The sequence below is a fragment of the Stappia sp. genome (genome assembly GCF_040110915.1).
In the GTDB taxonomy this organism is placed as follows: domain Bacteria; phylum Pseudomonadota; class Alphaproteobacteria; order Rhizobiales; family Stappiaceae; genus Stappia.
Window position 1 is genome coordinate 4432993 of sequence record NZ_CP157793.1, and the last position, 18398, is coordinate 4451390.

Consider the following 18398-nt stretch of genomic DNA (forward strand, 5'->3'; position numbering starts at 1 on the left):
TGACGCCCCTTGTCAGCTTGCTGTCAGGTCGCCGGCCCTAGACAATGGACCCATGAAAACGCTTCCCGTCCTTGCCCTTCTCACGCTTCTCCTCCCTGCCTTCGCCACGTCGGCGCTGGCCGATCGCGACGATCACGACCGGGCCCGCGCCGCGCTGGAGCGCGGCGAGGTGCTGCCGCTGTCGCAATTGCTTGCCAGGATCGAGGCGGAGTTCGGCGGCCGCGTGATCGAGATCGAGTTCGAGCGCGACGACGGCCGCTTCGTCTATGAGTTCGAGATCGTCTCCGCCGACGGACGTCTGGCGGAAGTCACGGTCGATGCCGCCACCGGCGCCATCCTGGAACGCGAGTTCGACGATGACGATGATGACCACGACCGTGGCTGGGACGATTGATGCGCGCGCTTGTCGTGGAGGATGACGCGCGGATCGCGTCGGACGTGGCGGCGGCCCTGGGCGGGGCGGCCTTTCGCGTCGAGGTCTGTTCCGATGGCGAGGAGGCGTGGTTTCTCGGCGACACCGAAAGCTACGACCTCGTGGTGCTCGATCTGGGTCTGCCGGGGCTCGACGGCCTGTCGATCCTGAAACGCTGGCGCGCCAACGCCCGCGACATGCCGGTGCTCGTGCTCACCGCGCGCGGCAGCTGGCAGGAGCGTGTGGAGGGGATCGAGGCGGGCGCCGACGACTATCTGCCCAAGCCCTTCCGCATGGAGGAGCTCATCGCCCGTGCCCGGGCGCTGGTGCGCCGGTCGGCCGGGCGCGGGGCGGCGGTGCAGCGGATCGGCGCGCTCGCCATCGACACCAACCGCATGCAGGTGTCGCTCGACGGGCGCCCGGTGACGCTGACCGCGCTGGAGTATCGTCTGATTTCCTATCTCGCCCTGCACGCCACCCGCGTCGTGCCGGCGGGCGAGCTGCTGGAGCATCTCTATGGCGACGACGACGCGCGCGAGACGAATGCGCTGGAAGCGGTGATCGCGCGGCTGCGGCGCAAGCTCGGCGCCGGCGTGATCGGCACCCGGCGCGGCTTCGGCTATTATCTGGAAGGGTCGGGCGCGTGAGCGAGACCGGAAGCGGCTCGCTCGGCCGGCGGCTGACGCTGGCCGGCGCGGTGGCGGTGCTCGCTGCGCTGGGGCTTGCCGCCGCCGGCCTGATCGTGCTGTTCGGCGCCCATGTGGAGCGTCGCGCCACCGCCGAACTCTCCGTGCATCTCGATCAGGTGATGGCTGGCCTTGCCCGCCGCGACGGGGGCCTCGCGGTCGTGCGCGCGCCGGCCGATCCGCGCTTCGCGCGGCCCTACGGCGGGCTCTACTGGCAGATCGAGACGGGCGACACGGTGCTGCGCTCGCGCTCGCTGTGGGATGTCGATCTGGCGCTGCCCGTCGACGAGCTGGAAGACGGGCGCGTCCATGTCCATCGCCTGGCCGGACCGGACGGGCAGGCGCTTCTGGTTCTGGAGCGCAGCGTCCGTCTGCCGGCGGCGCTCGGCAACGCGCCGGCGCGGGTGGCGGTCGCGCTCGACCGGGCGGAGCTCGACGCCGCGCGGCGGGCCTTCGCCACCGATCTCATGCCGTATCTGGCGCTCTTGGCGGGCGTGTTGATCGCCGCGCAGATCGCCCAGGTCCGCTTCGGTCTGGGGCCCCTGCGCCGCATCGGCGCGCGCGTGGCGACCCTGCGCGACGGCCGCGCGACGCGCATGGGCGCCGACTGGCCGCGCGAGGTGCGCCCGCTCGCCCGCGAGATCGATGCGCTGATGGCGGCCCGGGAGGCCGATGTCGACCGCGCGCGCCTGCGTGCCGGCGATCTGGCGCACGGGCTGAAGACACCGCTTCAGGCGCTGCTCGGCGAGGCCGGGCGGCTGCGGGCGCGGGGCGCGGCACGGGAGGCGGAGGCGATCGAGGAAGTCGTGCGCACCATGCAGGGGCATGTGGAACGCGAACTGGTGCGGGCCCGCACGATCGCGGGCGGGCGCAGCGCCACGCAGGTCCTCGGGGTCGCCGAGCGGATCGTCTCGGTCCTGCGGCGCACGCCCGATGGCGAGCGGCTGACCTGGGAGATCGCGATCCCGAAGGACCTCGCCGTCGCGCTCGATCCGGCCGACCTCGCGGAGGCCATCGGCGCGCTGGCGGAAAACGCCGCCCGGCACGCACGGTCCCATGTGGCGCTGACGGCCGCGCGCGCCGACGCCATGGTGCGCATCCACCTGCGCGACGACGGTCCCGGTGTGCCCGAGACCGAAATCGCGTCCCTGGTCACGCGCGGGCGGCGCCTCGACGAACGCGGGACGGCGATGGAGGGCACCGGTCTCGGCCTGTCGATCGCCAGCGAGATCGCCGAGGCGGTCGGCGGCGGCGTGTCGCTGGCCAACCGGCCGGAAGGCTTCGAGGCGGTGCTCGAGCTTCCCGGCCGCACCGCGCCGCCGTCTCCAGACGGGAACTGACCGGGCCTCGCGGCGGGGGGCGAAAGCTCCGACCGCGCGCGTCGACCGCGCACGGGCGCTTCCCGTCTCTGCCCTTGATGCCGCTGCGGGCCGCGCGTGTCCGGCGGCCCCGGTCCATCCGGCCTCGCACTGTCGATGGCACGCCCGTGCCGCGCATCGCGCTCGTCACGGCTCCCCCACGCAGAAATCCCCTTGTGTTCGGCGGGCAGCTTTCGTATGTTTCATATTATAGAATTAAATTCCATTATGCGGAATTAAAGAACTTGATGGCGTTCGCCCGGGGAGGGAAGCGCATGAGGCGGGAGGACCATATGAGGAAAGTCACATCTGCGGTGCTTGCGGGCGCCGCCGTCATTGCGATGGCCGCGCAGCCGGCCCTTGCGGCCACGAGCCTGTTCTTCGGCGAGGCGGGCCCGAACCGGGGCGCACGCGCGGCCGCGCTCAACTGGTTCGCGGAGGATGTCGCCACGCGGACCGGCGGCGATCTCACGTTCGACATCCAGTGGGGCGGCGCGCTGTTCAAGGCGGGTGCCGCGGCGAAATCCATCGCCGACGGCGTGGCCGATGCGGGAACGATCATTGCCGTCTACTTCCCGCAGGAAATGGTGGCCTATGGCATTGCCGATCTGCCGCTGAAGAACCCCGATCCGTGGGTCGGCATGCGCGCCACCGATGACTTGATGCGCACCTCCGACGCGATCCGCGACAATCTCGCCGCACAGAATCTCGTCTACATCGGCACCTTCACGACCTCCGCCGTTCATATCGGCTGCAAGGACGTGACGATCCGCTCCGTCGACGACATCGACGGGCTGAAGGTGCGCGGCGTCGGGGCCTACGGCAAGACCTTCGCCGATCTCGGCGCCAACCTCGTGTCCATGTCGATCTACGATGCCTATCAGGGGCTCGACACGGGGCTGATCGACTGCTCGCAGGGCTATTCCTACGCGGTGGCCGCGCTGAAGCAGCAGGAGGTGATGACGAGCTACACGCGGCTGAACTGGGGGCAGGTCGGCGCGCTCGGCATCTTCATGAACAAGCAGGTCTACGACGCGCTGCCCGAGGCGCACAAGACCGCGCTCGCCGAGGCCGGCAAGGGCATGGCCGATGAGCTCGGCCGGCTGATCACCGCCGACAACGCGGCCGCCGTCGAGACGATGAAGGCGGCCGGCGTCGAGGTGCTCGACCTGCCCGACGCCGAGCGCGACAAGCTGGTCGCACGCGGCGAGGCCTACATCGAGGAGTGGACCGCGCAGGCCTCGGCCGCCGGTCTCGACGGCGCTGCGCTGCTCGCCGACTACCGTCGCCTGATCGCGGAATACACCGCCGAACGCGACGAAAAGGGCTATCCCTGGACGCGCGACTGAGCGCGCCTGCCGCGCGACCGGACCTCTCCTGGCGGGGCGGGCCGGTCGCGCGGCGCTTTGGATCTGCAAGACGCGGCGTGTGGCCGCGCGCTCGGGGAGACATGCGATGCTGCGCCGCATCGAACGGCTGTTGCTGGACATGGCCGCCATGTCCGTGGTGGGGCTGGGGCTCCTGATCACCGTCAGCGTGCTGTTGCGCGCATTTGCCAACTCCGGGGTGCCGGACACGGTGGTCATGGTCCGAGAACTGATGGTCGCGGCGATCGTTCTGCCGCTTGCCGCGGTGGCGGCCGCGCGGGCCAACATCGCGGTGGAATTCGTCGCCAACGCCCTGCCGCCGCGCCTGCGCGATGCGTTGGTGGTCTTCGGCTCGGTGGTCGGTCTGTTCGCCCTGGCGCCGCTGATCTGGGCCGGCTGGCGGGAACTGGCGCATACCGCGACCAGCGGCGCCTTCTTCTTCGGCGAGCTCAGCCTGCCGAAATGGCCGGGCCGGGCGATCTTTCTCTTCGGCATGATCGTGTGCTGGCTGCGGCTGCTGGTGATGGTGGTGAGCGATCTCGCGAAGATGGCGCGCGGCGAGCCGCTGATCGACGACCTGCCGCATCCGCCGGCCGAGGAGGCCTGAGCCATGGACGGAACCCTCGTCGGCCTCGTCGCCTTCGCCGCCGTGATCGGCCTGCTGGCGCTGCGCGTGCCGATCGCCTTCGCGCTTGCCAGTGTCGCGACCGTCGGCACCTTCGTGATCTTCGCCTTTCGCACCGGTGAATTCATGCCGGACCGGGCCTTCCGGCCGACCTCGTCGCTGGTCTTTTCCAATTCCTTCGACCTGATCCACAGCTACGATCTGTCGATGATCCCGCTCTTCGTCGCGCTGGGCCATATCGCCTATCGCGCCGACATCACCACGCGGATCTATCACGCCGCGCGGGTCTGGCTGGCGCGGGTGCCCGGCGGCGTCGCCATGGCGTCGGTGGTCGGCTGCGGCGGCTTTTCCGCGATCACCGGTTCCTCCATCGCCTGCGCCTCGACCATGGGGCGGATCTGCACGCCGGAAATGCTGTCGATGGGCTACGACAAGCGCCTCGCGACGGCGAGCGTGGCCGCCGGCGGCACGCTGGGGTCGCTGATCCCGCCCTCCGTGCTCTTCATCATCTACGGCATCTTCACCGAGACCTCGATCAGCAAGCTGTTCCTGGCCGGCATCCTGCCGGGGATCCTGTCGCTGCTCGGCTTCCTGCTGGTGATCTGGATCTGGGTGGCGCGCGATCCGGCCGCCGCCCCCGCCTTCGAGGGGCGGATCACGGGGCGCGAGCGGCTCAAGGCCGCGCTCGACAGCTGGCCGGCGGTCACGCTTTTCGTGATCATCGTCGGCGGCATCTACGGCGGCATCTTCACCGCCACCGAGGCGGCGGCGATCTGCGTCTCGGCGGCCGTCGCCATCGGCTTCGCGCAGCGCAAGCTGACCCTCAGGTCGCTGTGGGAGGCGATGCGCGAGACCTGTCTGCAGACCGCCAGCATCTTCCTGATCGCCGCCGCCGCCAAGATCTTCGTCGCCTTCATCGCGCTCACCGGGGTCGCGCCGGATGTCGTGGGCGCCGCCACGGACGCCGAACTTTCGCCGGTGGTGCTGATGCTGGCGATCGCCGCGATCTATCTGGTGCTCGGCATGTTCCTCGACCCCATCGGCATCATGGTGCTGACGCTGCCGCTGATGGTGCCGCTGGTGGAAAGCTACGGCTTCGACCTGATCTGGTTCGGCGTCGTCGTGATCAAGCTCTTGGAGATCGGCCTCATCACGCCGCCGGTCGGGCTCAATGTCTTCGTGATCGCCGGCGTGGTCGGCAAGCGCGTGCCCATCGACCGGATCTTCGCCGGCATCGTCCGGTTCCTGGGCGTCGATGTTCTGGTGCTTCTGCTGATCATGTCCTTCCCTGTATTGTCCCTGCTGATTCCGAATTCGATGTAAGCGCGCGGGACCGCGGGGAGAGACGGACATGAACGAGGGCAGGAGCCGGGAGACGGGGCCGCACGGCGACGATGACGCGGGCGCCGGGGAGCGCGGGGGCGAACAGGACCGGCGCTTCGCCACGACGCTGGCGCGGGGGTTGAGCGTGCTGCGCGCCTTCCGCCCCTCCGACGACGGGCTCGGCAACGCCGAGATCGCGGAGCGCACGGGGCTGCCGAAGTCCACCGTCTCGCGGCTGACCTTCACCCTGCAGTCGCTCGGCTACCTGACCCACGCGCGCCGCCGCGACCGTTATCGACCCGGCCCCGCGCTGCTGGCGCTCGGCAATGTGGCCGGCGCCTCCATCTCCTTCGTCGATCTCTCCAATCCGATCATGCAGCGGCTCGCCGACGAGACCGGCACGCTGGCGCTCCTGGCGGTGCGCGATCACGACAAGATGCTGCTGGTGAAGACCTGGCGGCCGCATGGCGTCTCCTCGATCTGGCTCGAGGTCGGCCATCGGCTGCCCTACAACGGGTCCTCCTCCGGCCATGCCATGCTCGCGGCCCTCAACGACAGGGCCTTCGCCGAGACGGTCGAGGCCGCCGACGGGCATCGCGGTCTGACGCGGCAGCGCGCCGAGACGATCCGTCAGGACGCCTACGGGCAACTCGTCGGCCAGGGCTTCGTGATCGTCGATGCCAGCGAGTATTTCGCCTCCACCATCCGCGCCGTGGCCGTGCCCTTTCACAGCCGCGACCTGAGCGAGCCGGTGATCTTCACCTGCGGCGCGATGCCCGCCGACCTGAGCGACGCGCGCATGCGCGACGAGGTGGGTCCGAAACTGCGCGCGGCCGTGCAGGAACTGGAACGCCGGATGGGGCAGGGCTCGGCCCTGGCGCAGCGGGATTAATTCCGCATATTGGAATATCATTTTTCATATTGAAATTATAACGGCGCGCCGCCTATAGTGGCGCCGGCCGCGCGGGAGAGCTGCGCGCCATAACTGCGCCCTGTGGCGCGCATGCACCGCCGGCGGGACCGGGGGCAGTCGGGGGAGAAACTCATGCGCGAGGCCGTCATCGTGTCGGTTGCCCGCACGCCGGTCGGCAAGGCCGGGCGGGGATCGCTCAACCTCACGCATGGCGCGGACATGGCCGGCCATGTGGCGGCGGAGGCCGTGCGTCGCGCCGGCATCGATCCGGCGCTCATCGAAGACAGCATCTTCGGCTGTGGCTATCCCGAATATGTCACCGGCGGCAACATCGCCCGCCAGGCGGTGATCCGCGCGGGCCTGCCCGTGTCGGTCGCCGGCACCACCGTGAACCGGTTCTGCGCCTCCGGCCTGCAGGCGATCGCCATGGGCGGCCATCTGATCGCCGCGGAAGGCGCCCGCGCCGTGCTCGTCGGCGGGGTGGAAAGCATCTCGCGCGTCCAGCCGCCGGTGCGCTCCGCGCGCAATCCCTGGATCGAGGCGGAAAAGCCCGAGCTCTATCTGTCGATGATCGAGACGGCCGACATCGTGGCCGAGCGCTACGGCGTGTCGCGCGCGGTGCAGGATGCCTTCGCGCTGGAAAGCCAGCGGCGCACGGCCGCCGCGCAGGCCGAAGGCCGGTTCGACGCGGAACTCGCGCCCATGCCGGTCGTCAAGGCAGTCACCGACAAGGCGAGCGGCGAGACAACCGAGGTCGAGGCGGTCTTCGCCCGGGACGAATGCAACCGCCCCGGCACCACCGTCGAGGGCCTTGAGAAGCTGGAGCCGGTGCGCGGACCCGGCACCTTCGTGACGGCCGGCAATGCCTCGCAACTGAGCGACGGCGCGGCGGCGCTGGTGATGATGGAAGCCGGCGAGGCCGCGCGGTGCGGGCTTGAGCCGCTCGGTGCCTTTCGCGGCTTCGCGGTCGCCGGCTGCGAGCCGGACGAGATGGGCATCGGCCCGGTCTTCGCCGTGCCCCGACTGCTCGAGCGCGCCGGGCTCGGCGTCGATGATATCGACCTGTGGGAGCTGAACGAGGCCTTCGCCAGCCAGGCCGTCTACTGCCGCGACCGGCTCGGGCTCGATCCCGACCGGCTCAACGTGAACGGCGGCGCCATCGCGCTCGGCCATCCCTTCGGCATGACCGGCGCGCGGCTCACCGGGCATCTTCTGATCGAGGGACGCCGCCGGCGGGTCAAGCGGGGCGTCGTCACCATGTGCATCGGCGGCGGCCAGGGCGCGGCCGGACTTTTCGAGATCTACTGAGGAGAAGCGGTCGTGGACCTGAGTTACACGCCAGAGCAACTGGCGTTTCGCGCCGAGGTGCGCGCGTTCCTGGCCGAGAAGCTGCCGCCGCGGCTCGCCGAAAAGGGCCGGCTCGGCAAGCGGCTGACCAAGGCCGATCACGAGGAATGGCACGCCATCCTCAACGCGCGCGGCTGGCTCGCCGGCAACTGGCCGGTCGAGTTCGGCGGCGCGGGCTGGAACGCGGTCGAGCGTCACATCTTCGAGGAGGAGACGACCCGGGCGCATGCGCCGAGGATCGTGCCCTTCGGCGTGGCGATGCTCGGACCGGTGCTTCAGAAGTTCGGTTCCAAAGAGCAGATCGAGCACTTCCTGCCGCGCATTCTCAACGGTGAGCACTGGTGGTGCCAGGGCTATTCGGAGCCGGGCGCGGGCTCCGATCTCGCCTCGGTGAAGACCACGGCCGTGCGCGATGGCGACAGCTACATCGTCAACGGGCAGAAGACCTGGACGACGCTCGGCCAGCACGCCAACTGGATCTTCTGCCTCGTGCGCACCTCCACCGAGGGCAAGCCGCAGGAGGGGATCAGCTTCCTTCTGATCGACATGGAAACGCCGGGCGTCACCGTGCGCCCCATCGTGCTGCTCGACGGCGAGCCGGAGGTGAACGAGGTCTTCTTCGACGATGTCCGAGTGCCGGCGGAGAACCTTGTCGGCGAGGAGAACAAGGGCTGGACCTACGCCAAGTATCTGCTCACCCACGAGCGCACCAACATCGCCGGCGTCGGCTTCGCCAATGCGGCGCTGGAAAATCTCGCCCGCATCGCCGCGCTGGAATGCGCCGGCGGGCGGCCGCTCGCCGAGGAGCCCCTGTTCGCCGCGAAGATGGCGGAACTGGAAATCCAGCTGATGGCGATGGCGACCACCAATCTGCGCGTGATCGCGCGCGCGGCGGCCGGTCAGGCGCCCGGCGCGGAAAGCTCGATGCTGAAGATCAAGGGCACCGTGATCCGCCAGGAGATCAACGCGCTCACCCGCACCGCCGTCGGTCCCTATGCCGCGCCGTTTCCGTCCGAACTGCTGGACGAGGGCGCCAACGCGGAGCCGGTCGGGCCGGACTACGCCCTGCCGGCGACGCGGCAGTATTTCAACAATCGCAAGCTGTCGATCTACGGCGGATCCAACGAGGTCCAACGCGCGATCATCGGCAAGGCGCTCCTGGATCTGTGAGGACGGCCCCGTGAATTTCGAGTTGAGCGACGAACGCCGGATGCTGCGCGACGCCCTTGAGCGGTTTCTGCGCGACACCTGCACCCCGACCGCCCGCGCCGCGGCGGAGCAGACGGAAACCGGCTTTTCCCCCGAAATCTGGGCCGGTCTCGCCGAGATGGGCGTGATCGGCGCCGTGTTCGACGAAAGCGTCGGCGGTTTCGCCGGATCGGGCTTCGATCTCGCCGTCGTCTTCGAGGCGCTGGGGCGGGCCGGGGCCGTCGAGCCGCTGCTGGAGGTCGTGCTGGCCGGCAGCCTGATCGCCGAGCGCGGCGACGCGGACCAGCGCGCGCTGCTGGAGACGGTGATCGCCGGCGAAATGCATCTGGCGCTTGCCCATTACGAGCCGGCCGGGCGCTACGATCTGGAGCGCGTCGCGACGACCGCGACGGCGACCGAGAGCGGCTACCGGATCGACGGGCGCAAGGCGGTGGTGGTCAATGCCGGCGCGGCCGACACGATCGTCGTCAGCGCGCGCACCTCCGGGGACGTGGCCGACAAGCAAGGGATTTCGCTCTTCCTCGTGCCGCGCAACACGCCCGGTCTGACCCTGCGCGACTATCCGCTGGCCGGCGGCGGTCGGGCGGCGGAACTGAAACTGGAGGCCGTCGAACTGCCAGCGGCGGCGCGGTTGGGCTGCGAAGGCGATGCCTTCGATGCGCTGGAGCGCGCGGTGGCGCGGGCGAGTGTCGCCCAATGCGCCGAGGCACTCGGTCTGATGGAGGCGATCCGCGAGTTGACCACCGATTATCTGCGCACCCGCAAGCAGTTCGGCCAGCCGATCGGCAAGTTCCAGGCGCTGCAGCACCGCATGGCCGACCTCTTGATCGAGATCGAGCAGGCGCGCTCGGCCGTGATCAATGTGGCCGGCCATCTCGACCGGGAGCGCGATCTGCGCGAACGTCATGTCAGCGCCGCGAAGCAGCTGATCGGCACGGTCGCCAAGCTGGTCGCGGAGGAATCCATCCAGATGCACGGGGGCATCGGCATGACACAAGAGTACGAGCTCGCGCATTTCGTGCGCCGGCTGATCATGATCGATCATCGCTTCGGCGATCATCTGCATCACCTCGCCCGCTTCGTCCGGCTGAAGGCGGCCTGAGCGATGGACGGGGAGGGGCTGATCGAGAACGAGACGGGCGCGCAGCGGCTCATCGGCTATGTGCTCGATGTGGGGCGCGGCGACGGCTCGGCGCGCTGCTGGCTCGATGTCGGCCCGCAGCATACCAACCGCCACGGCATGCTGCATGGCGGGCTGATCGTCTCGATCCTCGACAACGCCATGGGCGCCACCGGCAGCCTGACGGTGAGCCCGGACGGTCGCGCGCCCTTTCTCACCGTCTCCATGACGACGCAGTTTCACGCGCCGGCAAGGCTTGGCGACCGCATCACCGCCACGGGGCGCGTGACGGGCGGCGGCCGCTCGCTTCTGTTCATCGCCGGCGAACTCGTCGACCGGGACGGCCGTCTGATCGCCACCGCCAGCGGCGTGTTCAAGCCGGTGCCGCCGCATCGGCGCGGGGCGGAGCCGGACGCACAGGCGCAGACACAGGCACAGGCGGAGGCGGAGACGTGAGCGCACGCATCGAGGATCGCGGCGACCGGCTCGTCGTGGTCAACGCCAACGCCGCGCGGCGCAATGCGCTGACGCCGGCCTATTACGATGTCCTTCACGACGCGCTGGCGCGCGCCGCCGCAAGCCCGCGCGTGACGTCCGTGATCCTGACGGGCGAGGGCGGCTTCTTCTGCGCCGGCGGCGACCTCACCGCGCTCGCGACCCGCCGCGACCTGCCGGAAGCGGCAAGGCGGGAGCGCATCGAGGCGTTGCACGATCTGATCCGCGCGATCCGCGCCTGCCCCGTGCCGGTGATCGCCGCCGTCGACGGCGGCGCGGCCGGGGCGGGCGTGTCGCTCGCCTTCGCCTGCGATCTGGTGGTGGCGGCGGAGGACGCGCGGTTCACCATCGCCTATGTCAAGGCGGGCCTGACCCCGGACGGCGGGATCACCTGGACGCTGGCGCGCCATCTGCCGCCGGCGCTGCTCGCCCGTCTCGCGCTGATCGGCGAGCCGATCACCGCCCCCCGTCTCGACGCGCTCGGCGCCTTGAGCGCGCTCAGCGCTCCGGGTGAGGCGCTCGCTGCCGCCCATGATCTCGCGGACCGGCTTGCCGCCGGGCCCGGCGCCACGCAGCGCGCGATCAAGGTGCTTCTTCACCGCGCAGGCGCGGCGACGCTCGACGCGCAGCTCGATGCCGAACGCGACGCGATGGCGCGCGCGCAAGGCTCGGCCGAGGCGGCCGAAGGCATCGGGGCCTTTCTGGACAAGCGGTCGCCCGATTTCACCAGGCTGAGGGACGAGATATGACGCCCGCCGATCCGGTTTTCGACACGGCGCTGTCCCGCGCCTTCGGCCTGCGCCTGCCGGTGGTCGCTGGCGGACTGATGTGGCTCGCCGATGCCGAGTATGTCGCGGCCTGCGCGCGCGCCGGCATTCTCGGCTTCATCACCGCCGCGAGTTTTCCCGATCCCAAGGATCTCAAGGCCGAGATCGCCCGCTGCCGCGATCTCGCGGAAGGCCGACCCTTCGGCGTCAACGTCTCAATGCTGCCGAAGCTCGTGCCGGGCGAACGCACCGAGGAGATTTTCGCGCTGATCGCCGAAGCCGGCGTTTCCGTGGTCGAAACCTCGGGCCGCAATCCCGAACCCTGGCTGCCCATGCTGAAGGAGGCCGGCATCACCGTGCTGCACAAGGTTCCTTCCGTGCGCTACGCGGTGAAGGCGCAGGCGGTCGGCGTCGACATGGTGTCCATCGTCGGGGCCGAATGCGGCGGCCATCCGGGCATGGATCTGGTGGGCACCTTCGTGAACATGGCGCTTGCCGAACAGCGCCTGTCGATCCCCTTCCTGATCGGCGGCGGCGTCGGCACCGGCGGGCAGATCGTGGCGGCGCTGGCCAACGGGGCCGCCGGCGTCGTGATCGGCACGCGCCTGCTGGTGGCCGACGAGATCCCGGCGCATGAGGGCTACAAGCAGGCGCTGGTCGCGGCGAACGAGCGCGACACCGTCCTCACCATGGCCAGCGTGCGCAACACGATCCGCACGCTCCGGAACGAAACCACCGAGGTCGTCGCGCGGCTGGAGCGCGAGGACCCCGAGATCGGGATCGAGGCGCTGATGCCGCATGTGGCGGGCCGGATCGGGCGGCGCGCCTATGAGACCGGCGACGTGTCGCACGGCATGCTGTCGGCGGGTCAGGCGCTCGGCCTGACGCGGGCCCGCGCGCCCTTGGCCGGGATCGTCGCCCAGCTCGAACGCGAGGCCTGCGCGGCGCTCGCGCGCCTGCGCCCGACACCTTGTCCCTCCGATCGCACGTATGAGGTCGACGCATGAGCCCCGCCGCAGTCACGCGCATTCACCAGATGGTCGACGGCCATGCCGAGGCGACGCCGCAGCGTCTTGCGGTGATCGATGCCGACGGCACGCAGGTGACCTATGCCGCCTATCGCGACGCCACGCGCGCGGCCGCCGACACCTTGCGCGCGGCCGGCGTTCGCGCGGGCGACCGGGTGCTGATCGTTGCCGAAAACTGTTTCACGCTCGCCGCGCTGATCTTGGCCTGCAGCCGGCTCGATGCCTGGGCGATCCCCGTCAACGCGCGGATGACGGCGGCCGAGATCGGCCGTGTGGCCGCCCATGCGACCCCGCGCGTCACGGCCTTCACCACCGCTGTCTCGCCCGAGGCCCGGGCGCATGCGGAAGCGGCCGGCGCTCAGGTGCACGAAACCGGGTTCGGCGCGGTCGCGCTCGCCGGCGACGAGACGGCGAGACCGGAGCCGGTGCGCGCCGACGCGGATCAGGTGGCCGTGCTGCTCTACACGACCGGCACGACGGGCGCGCCCAAGGGCGTGATGCTGACCCATGCCAACCTGTGCTTCGCGGCCGAGGCCTCGGCCGATCTGCGTGACCTGACGGCACAGGACCGGGTCTATGGCGCCCTGCCGCTGACCCATGTCTTCGGGCTTGCGTCGATGCTGATGGCTTCCGCCCATGCCGGTGCCTGCGTGCAGCTCGAGACGCGCTTTTCGCCGGAGCGGCTGCTGGCGGCGTTGCGGGACGGGGCGACGGCCTTTCCGGCCGTGCCGCAGATGCATGCGCTGTTGATGAAACACACCGCCGATCTCGGCATGACGCGGCTTGAGGGCGCGAAGCTGCGCTATGTCTCCTCCGGCGCCGCGCCGCTCGATCCGGCCTGGAAGCGCAAGGCCGAGGCGTTCTACGGGCTCGCCCTGCAAAACGGCTACGGGATGACCGAAACCACCGCCGGCATCTGCGGCACGCGCAATCCGCCGGGCACGCCCGACGTCAGCGTCGGCAAACCGCTCAAGGGTGTGGAGGTCAGGATCGACGCACCCGATCACGAGGGCGTGGGCGAAATCCTCACCCGCGGCCCGCATGTCATGACGGGCTACTACCGCAATCCGGTGGAGACCGCGCGCGTGCTCGACGCCGCCGGCTGGCTCAGGACCGGCGACATGGGCCGCTTCGACGAGGACGGCAACGTGCATGTGGTCGGGCGCTGCAAGGAACTGATCATCCGCTCCGGGTTCAACGTCTATCCCCCGGAGGTGGAAGCGGCGCTCACCGAACATCCGGGTGTGGTCCAGGCGGCTGTCGTCGGTCGGCGCGTGGAGGGTGGCAACGAGGAGGTGATGGCCTTCGTGCAGGGGAGCGATGCCCTGCTCGACGAGGAGGCCCTGAAGCGCTTCGTCGGCGAGCGGCTGGCGAGCTACAAATGCCCCTCGCGCATCGTGCTGGTCGACCGGCTCCCGGCGGCGCCAAGCGGCAAGATCCTCAAGACCCGGCTGCTCGACACCTTCGCCGACCGCCTCGACCCGGCGGAGGCGCCCCGCAGCTGAAGGCGCGGGGAGGCGGCCCGCCGGCGCTTCACAAGACAACAGGTCTTTCCCTAGGAACAGGTCTCCCGCGCTTGCGCGCCGCGCCGCGCCGGCGTGCGGGCCGCCTCCATGTCGGCGGCGAGGTCCCCCCGGTCGCCGGCCCGCCAGCCGGTTGGCGTGCCGACGACATAGGCGACGAAGGTGAGCCGCGACCGCCCGGCCAGCACCTCGGCGATCATGTCGTCCGGCCGGATGGTTGTGCGGCCATAGGCCCGGCGCAGCGGAATGCCCTGATTGTCGAGCACGTGATTGGCGAGTTCGGCGCAAAACAGCGTCTCGCTCTCCTCGGCGTTGAAATGGTAGTCGAAACGCGTGCCGATCGTCTCGTAGAAGGCGGCCAGCAGCGTCCGTCGTTCAGCCGCAGACCGCACGCGCGGGCGCAACACGACGACGCGGTCGGTGTCGAAGATCCGCTCCGGCTTCGACAGATGCACGTTCTTCACGTCCGCTTCGATGAACACCGCCCCGTCGCGGATGTCGCGCGCGTGCGGCTGCACGTCCGGATGCCGCCAGACGCCGGCGCGGCTGAGTTCGGCCTCCGATCCGAGATAGACCGCCACATGGGCGAATTCGCTCGGAATGATGTGATGGGTCGCCTTGCCGCGCGAGCGCACCAGCACCAGGTCGAGCGGCCGCAGGCGCTTCAGCAGATAGGCCCGCGCGTCCGGCTGGTCGGCGAGATAGCCCTTTCGGAAGCGGATGGCCGCCGCGATCCGCCCCAGGATCGGCGCGCCGAGATCGGCGCCGGCGACGAGCAGCGGCGGGTAGGGTTCGGCGTCGCGCGCCGCGTCCTTCGGGGCATGGCCGCAGGCGCTCAGAAGGCTTGCGCCGAGACCGAGCGCGAGGGCCCGGCAAAGCGTGGCGCCCGCCCGCGCGCGACCGTGCGCTGGCCGTTCGAACGACGGGACGGCGGCGGGCGATCTTCGGTTCGGCGAATGGGGCATGGGCATGCGACCGGCGGGCGGGTCGCTTGACGGGGCGCGACCGCATTATTCGTATCCTTGAATGTGTAGCAGACCTCGTAAGAAAGACCAATGCGCCTCGCGAAAACCCGATCCCGTGCCATCCGGCATCGCAGGCCAGCTTCGACCGCACGCGGGCGCGCTCGGGGCGATCCATTGTCGAACGGCCATAGTCGTTGTCCGGATCGTGGTCGCGCAATTCACGCTCAATCCTCTGCTGCCGGAGGACGTCGTCGCGCAGGGCGAGCCCTGGGAGGCCGCGCTCGAGGCGTCGGGCCGGCTCGGCCGGCGCACCGCGCCCACCTTCAAGACCTTCGACTTCTTCGACGACGAAACCAGGATCGCGACCAGCGCCAAGACGCTCGGCACCGGCGCGCCGACCTATCGCGACCGGCCGGGGCGGATCCACGGCCAGTTGCGCCGCTATCTCGACCAGATCGCGACATTCGATCGCGACATCAAGGAAGACCTGGATCTGACTGCCGAAATGATCGCGCGACGCCGGCTGGAGCTCGCCGTTCCGGCAACGGCGGATCAAGGACAAAGGCTTCAAATTCAACGAAAGGTTGCATATGCTGAGAGCCTTGGAATCGAGATGAGGGTGAGTTTCGTGAAATGAGCCGGGACCGCGCCATCCAGCAGTTGCGGGAGAGATTCGACCGGGAGGCCCGCAGCCGGCCGCCGCCGCCTCCCCTGACACCGCGCAAACACGCGCGGATCGAGGCCTATCGCACCTTCACCCGGATCTACTCGCAGGCGGTGTACAGCCTTGCTGTGGCGGATCCCAAGGGGGTCAACGCGGTCTTCGAGCCCGACATGGCGGCGGACGATCTTGGTCGGGAGGCCCGCGCCGCCCTGGCCGCGAGCCGCTTCATTCCGCCCGATCATCCGGAGTTCCACAGTCTGATCCGCTTCCCGACGGAGGAGGAGCCTGGCGTGTTCGAGGCGCGTAACATGGCGGTCGCCGGGGTGAAGACCCGCGCCGCCCTGTACAAGGGCGCCGGCTATGTCGCCTTGCGGATGACGGAGGGGGTGATCGAAGTCGTTGCCCTGCGCTATCGCGGCCATGGGCATTGGGAGGGCATTCGCGGCTCCACACCGCAACGGCTTCCCGAGACCGTCACGGACGACGAATTCGGCGCCGCGATCCTCGCCGCCATCGATCGCAGCCGCCGCGCCTCGCGCTGAGGCGTGGGTCTCGACCGGAGACGGGCGGTGCGGGGAGGACCTTGAAGGATCGATCTCAGGGCGACCCGTCGTCGAAGAGCCGCGTGCCGCGAAACCCGCGTGCCGCGATCCCGTCGCAGACCGGTTTCCACTGGCATTCAAGGCAGCCGGTGCGCACCGAGCCGTCCGCGAAGCGAGCCGCGAGAGGCGGCGCGAGGAGCTCGCCGGGGTCCAGCCTGCAGCCGATGGCAATCTCGCGCCCCAGCGCTTGCCCGACCTCCGCGAGCGCATGTCGGTCGCGGTCGACGATGCGCGCCTCGTGGCAGTGATGGTCGGGCACCGCGAGCATCGGCTGGCAGATGTCGTCCGGTCCGTCCACGATCAGGATCGGGGTGCCGGCTTTCAGGCGGCGGATCACCGCCTCGTAGTTGCGTTCGAAGGCGCGGGTGTACCCGCGCCCGGCGAAGGTGAGGGTGCACAGCAGGTGATGTCCGCGAAGCCGGATCATCGGGTCCGCTCCCGCCGGGTCTCCGCGACGGCCGTCGCGCCTGCATCGCCGGGCACGCCGGTGTCCCTGCGACCGGGCGCGGAGAAGGGACCGCCCGGCGAGCGGGCCTCGATGGCCTGGGCGATTTCGTCGGCCGATTTGAGGGTGCGGACGATTGTCGGGGTCACGAGCGCGCGCCAGTCATTGGCGAGACCGCGCGCGCGCTGGGCATCCCGAACCTCGGCGAAGGTGCCGCGCACCTGCGGGATGAACCGCAGGCAGAGCGACAGGGTCAGGCTGATCTTCTCGGCGACGCTCCGGTTCGGCAGGAAGCGAAGGGCGGATTCGATGCCCTCGACCATCTCGCTCGAGCGGGTGGTCAGCGTCACCAGCGAGGCGGCGAGGATCATGGTCACGAAGCGCAGCACGACGAAGGCCGCGAGCAGGACGTCGGCAAGAATCAGCTGAACCGCGAAGATCACCGCCAAGACCCAGAGCGCCGGCCGGATCGACTGCACGATGTGATCGCGCGGAATCCGCGCCCAGGCGAACAAGAGCGCCGTCGCCGCGAAGGCGCCGCCGAGAAGCCACCAGCTTTCCCAGACGAACAGCAGGGTGCACAGCACGAAGAGCAGCAGGATCTTCACGGCCGGACGCACGCGGTGAACCGCGCTTTCCGTGTCGCTGTAAAGGCCGGTCAGCATGCCGAGAGATCCCGGTAGGTCGCGATCACCGTGGCCGGGTCGCCGTCGGCATGGATCCGGCCTTCATGGATCAGGACGACCCGCTCCATTTCCATCATGAAGTCGAGGTCGTGGCTCACGATGATGAGCGTCTGCTCCAGGGCCCTGAGGGTCTTCAGGAGCATGGCCCGGTTTCGCAGGTCGAGCAGGGTCGTCGGCTCGTCGAGCACGACATAGCCGGGCTCCATGATCAGCACCCCGATGAGGGCGATGAGCTGCTTCTCGCCTCCGCTCAGCTCATGAGTGAGACGGCGTTTCAGATGGGAGACGCCGAAGCGCTCCATATAGTCCGCGACCCGCGCGGCGATGTCCGCCTTGGAAAGCCCCGACTTCTTGAGACCGAAGGCGAGATCCTCCTCCACGATCGGAAAGACGATCTGATTGTCCGGGTTCTGGAAGACGAAGCCGACCATCCGGCGGATGCGGTCGTCGCTTGCGCCGGCGTCGCCGATCGCGATGTGGCCGCGCGAACAGGGTTCGAGACCGTTCAGCAGCTTCGCGAAGGTGCTCTTCCCAGAACCGTTGTGACCGATGATCCCGATCCGCCGTTCGCGAAGCGTGAGCGAGATGTCCGTCAGGATCTCGCGACCGGCCTTCGAAACGCCGACTCCTTGCAACGTGATCACCCGGTCGGTCTCCGTATTCCGCTTTATTTCGCGCGCACAGTCCTCGCGCACAGTCCTCGCGCGCCGGGCGATGCCGCACCGCGCGACCGGCAAGAGCGCGTGATCGACAGGACCGGGCGGTCGGCAGGACTGCGCGGCGCCACCCGGGCAGGCGGCGCACGGCGTCGATGTCAGCGGGTTCTAGTCCATGTTTCCGCCCGGGTGAAGTCGGCCCTGGCG

Annotated in this window: 20 protein-coding genes; 16 read left to right on the top strand and 4 right to left on the bottom strand. The window is 69.6% G+C overall.

All coding sequences use genetic code 11. The annotated features are described in order from the left end of the window. Positions 1–52: 52 nt before the first annotated feature. From ABL312_RS19860 to ABL312_RS19925, 14 genes are all read left to right on the top strand, one after another. On the top strand, positions 53–394 hold the full coding sequence (locus ABL312_RS19860) for a PepSY domain-containing protein (protein WP_349359126.1): 342 nt from the start codon (positions 53–55) through the stop codon (positions 392–394). Beyond that, the gene (locus tag ABL312_RS19865) at positions 394–1059 is read left to right on the top strand and encodes a response regulator transcription factor (protein ID WP_349359127.1); all 666 of its coding nucleotides are present in this window, start codon (positions 394–396) and stop codon (positions 1057–1059) included. The genes ABL312_RS19860 and ABL312_RS19865 overlap by 1 nt, the downstream gene beginning before the upstream one ends. Then, positions 1056–2438, top strand: a complete 1383-nt coding sequence (locus ABL312_RS19870) for a HAMP domain-containing sensor histidine kinase (protein WP_349359128.1) — start codon at positions 1056–1058, stop codon at positions 2436–2438. The genes ABL312_RS19865 and ABL312_RS19870 overlap by 4 nt, the downstream gene beginning before the upstream one ends. A gap of 311 nt (positions 2439–2749) precedes the next feature. Then, positions 2750–3805 (top strand): C4-dicarboxylate TRAP transporter substrate-binding protein, encoded by a 1056-nt coding sequence (locus ABL312_RS19875; RefSeq protein WP_349359129.1) that lies wholly within the window; start codon positions 2750–2752, stop codon positions 3803–3805. Between the two features lie 106 nt (positions 3806–3911). After that, a complete protein-coding gene (locus ABL312_RS19880) occupies positions 3912–4430 on the top strand; it encodes a TRAP transporter small permease subunit (protein ID WP_349359130.1) in 519 nt (172 codons plus the stop codon). Positions 4431–4433: 3 nt separating this feature from the next. Further along, positions 4434–5771 carry a TRAP transporter large permease gene (locus tag ABL312_RS19885; RefSeq protein WP_349359131.1) on the top strand — a complete coding sequence of 446 codons (1338 nt, stop codon included), beginning with the start codon at positions 4434–4436 and terminating at the stop codon, positions 5769–5771. Positions 5772–5799: 28 nt separating this feature from the next. Then, on the top strand, positions 5800–6663 hold the full coding sequence (locus ABL312_RS19890) for an IclR family transcriptional regulator (RefSeq protein ID WP_349359132.1): 864 nt from the start codon (positions 5800–5802) through the stop codon (positions 6661–6663). A gap of 153 nt (positions 6664–6816) precedes the next feature. Next, positions 6817–7992 carry an acetyl-CoA C-acyltransferase gene (locus ABL312_RS19895; RefSeq protein WP_349359133.1) on the top strand — a complete coding sequence of 392 codons (1176 nt, stop codon included), beginning with the start codon at positions 6817–6819 and terminating at the stop codon, positions 7990–7992. 12 nt (positions 7993–8004) lie between these two features. Continuing rightward, complete coding sequence (locus tag ABL312_RS19900) at positions 8005–9201, top strand: acyl-CoA dehydrogenase family protein (RefSeq protein ID WP_349359134.1); 1197 nt, start codon at positions 8005–8007, stop codon at positions 9199–9201. Between the two features lie 10 nt (positions 9202–9211). After that, positions 9212–10342, top strand: a complete 1131-nt coding sequence (locus ABL312_RS19905; RefSeq protein ID WP_349359135.1) for an acyl-CoA dehydrogenase — start codon at positions 9212–9214, stop codon at positions 10340–10342. Between the two features lie 3 nt (positions 10343–10345). Beyond that, positions 10346–10816 carry a PaaI family thioesterase gene (locus tag ABL312_RS19910; RefSeq protein ID WP_349359136.1) on the top strand — a complete coding sequence of 157 codons (471 nt, stop codon included), beginning with the start codon at positions 10346–10348 and terminating at the stop codon, positions 10814–10816. Then, the gene (locus ABL312_RS19915) at positions 10813–11604 is read left to right on the top strand and encodes an oxepin-CoA hydrolase, alternative type (protein ID WP_349359137.1); all 792 of its coding nucleotides are present in this window, start codon (positions 10813–10815) and stop codon (positions 11602–11604) included. Before ABL312_RS19910 ends, ABL312_RS19915 begins: the two co-directional genes overlap by 4 nt. Further along, positions 11601–12629 carry a nitronate monooxygenase gene (locus tag ABL312_RS19920; RefSeq protein WP_349359138.1) on the top strand — a complete coding sequence of 343 codons (1029 nt, stop codon included), beginning with the start codon at positions 11601–11603 and terminating at the stop codon, positions 12627–12629. The genes ABL312_RS19915 and ABL312_RS19920 overlap by 4 nt, the downstream gene beginning before the upstream one ends. Further along, positions 12626–14155: a class I adenylate-forming enzyme family protein gene (locus tag ABL312_RS19925; RefSeq protein WP_349359139.1), complete on the top strand. Its 1530-nt coding sequence runs from the start codon at positions 12626–12628 to the stop codon at positions 14153–14155. The genes ABL312_RS19920 and ABL312_RS19925 overlap by 4 nt, the downstream gene beginning before the upstream one ends. 50 nt (positions 14156–14205) lie before the next feature. On the opposite strand, the gene ABL312_RS19930 is transcribed toward ABL312_RS19925, so the two are convergent. After that, positions 14206–15138: a YiiX/YebB-like N1pC/P60 family cysteine hydrolase gene (locus tag ABL312_RS19930; RefSeq protein ID WP_349359140.1), complete on the bottom strand. Its 933-nt coding sequence runs from the start codon at positions 15136–15138 to the stop codon at positions 14206–14208. A gap of 115 nt (positions 15139–15253) precedes the next feature. Here ABL312_RS19930 and ABL312_RS19935 point away from each other — a divergent pair, with 115 nt between their 5' ends. Together ABL312_RS19935 and ABL312_RS19940 are read left to right on the top strand one after the other, a co-directional pair. Further along, positions 15254–15775, top strand: coding sequence for a hypothetical protein (locus ABL312_RS19935; RefSeq protein WP_349359141.1), 522 nt, complete (start codon positions 15254–15256; stop codon positions 15773–15775). Beyond that, positions 15772–16344: a contact-dependent growth inhibition system immunity protein gene (locus ABL312_RS19940; protein WP_349359142.1), complete on the top strand. Its 573-nt coding sequence runs from the start codon at positions 15772–15774 to the stop codon at positions 16342–16344. The genes ABL312_RS19935 and ABL312_RS19940 overlap by 4 nt, the downstream gene beginning before the upstream one ends. Before the next feature lie 55 nt (positions 16345–16399). Here the strand turns inward: ABL312_RS19940 and ABL312_RS19945 are convergent, their stop codons facing one another. The 3 genes from ABL312_RS19945 to ABL312_RS19955 are packed head-to-tail and all read right to left on the bottom strand — an operon-like array spanning position 16400 to position 18179. Next, complete coding sequence (locus ABL312_RS19945; protein ID WP_349359143.1) at positions 16400–16831, bottom strand: DUF1284 domain-containing protein; 432 nt, start codon at positions 16829–16831, stop codon at positions 16400–16402. Next, the gene (locus tag ABL312_RS19950) at positions 16828–17514 is read right to left on the bottom strand and encodes an energy-coupling factor transporter transmembrane protein EcfT (protein ID WP_349359144.1); all 687 of its coding nucleotides are present in this window, start codon (positions 17512–17514) and stop codon (positions 16828–16830) included. The genes ABL312_RS19945 and ABL312_RS19950 overlap by 4 nt, the downstream gene beginning before the upstream one ends. After that, on the bottom strand, positions 17508–18179 hold the full coding sequence (locus tag ABL312_RS19955) for an ABC transporter ATP-binding protein (RefSeq protein ID WP_349359145.1): 672 nt from the start codon (positions 18177–18179) through the stop codon (positions 17508–17510). The genes ABL312_RS19950 and ABL312_RS19955 overlap by 7 nt, the downstream gene beginning before the upstream one ends. Positions 18180–18398: the final 219 nt, after the last annotated feature.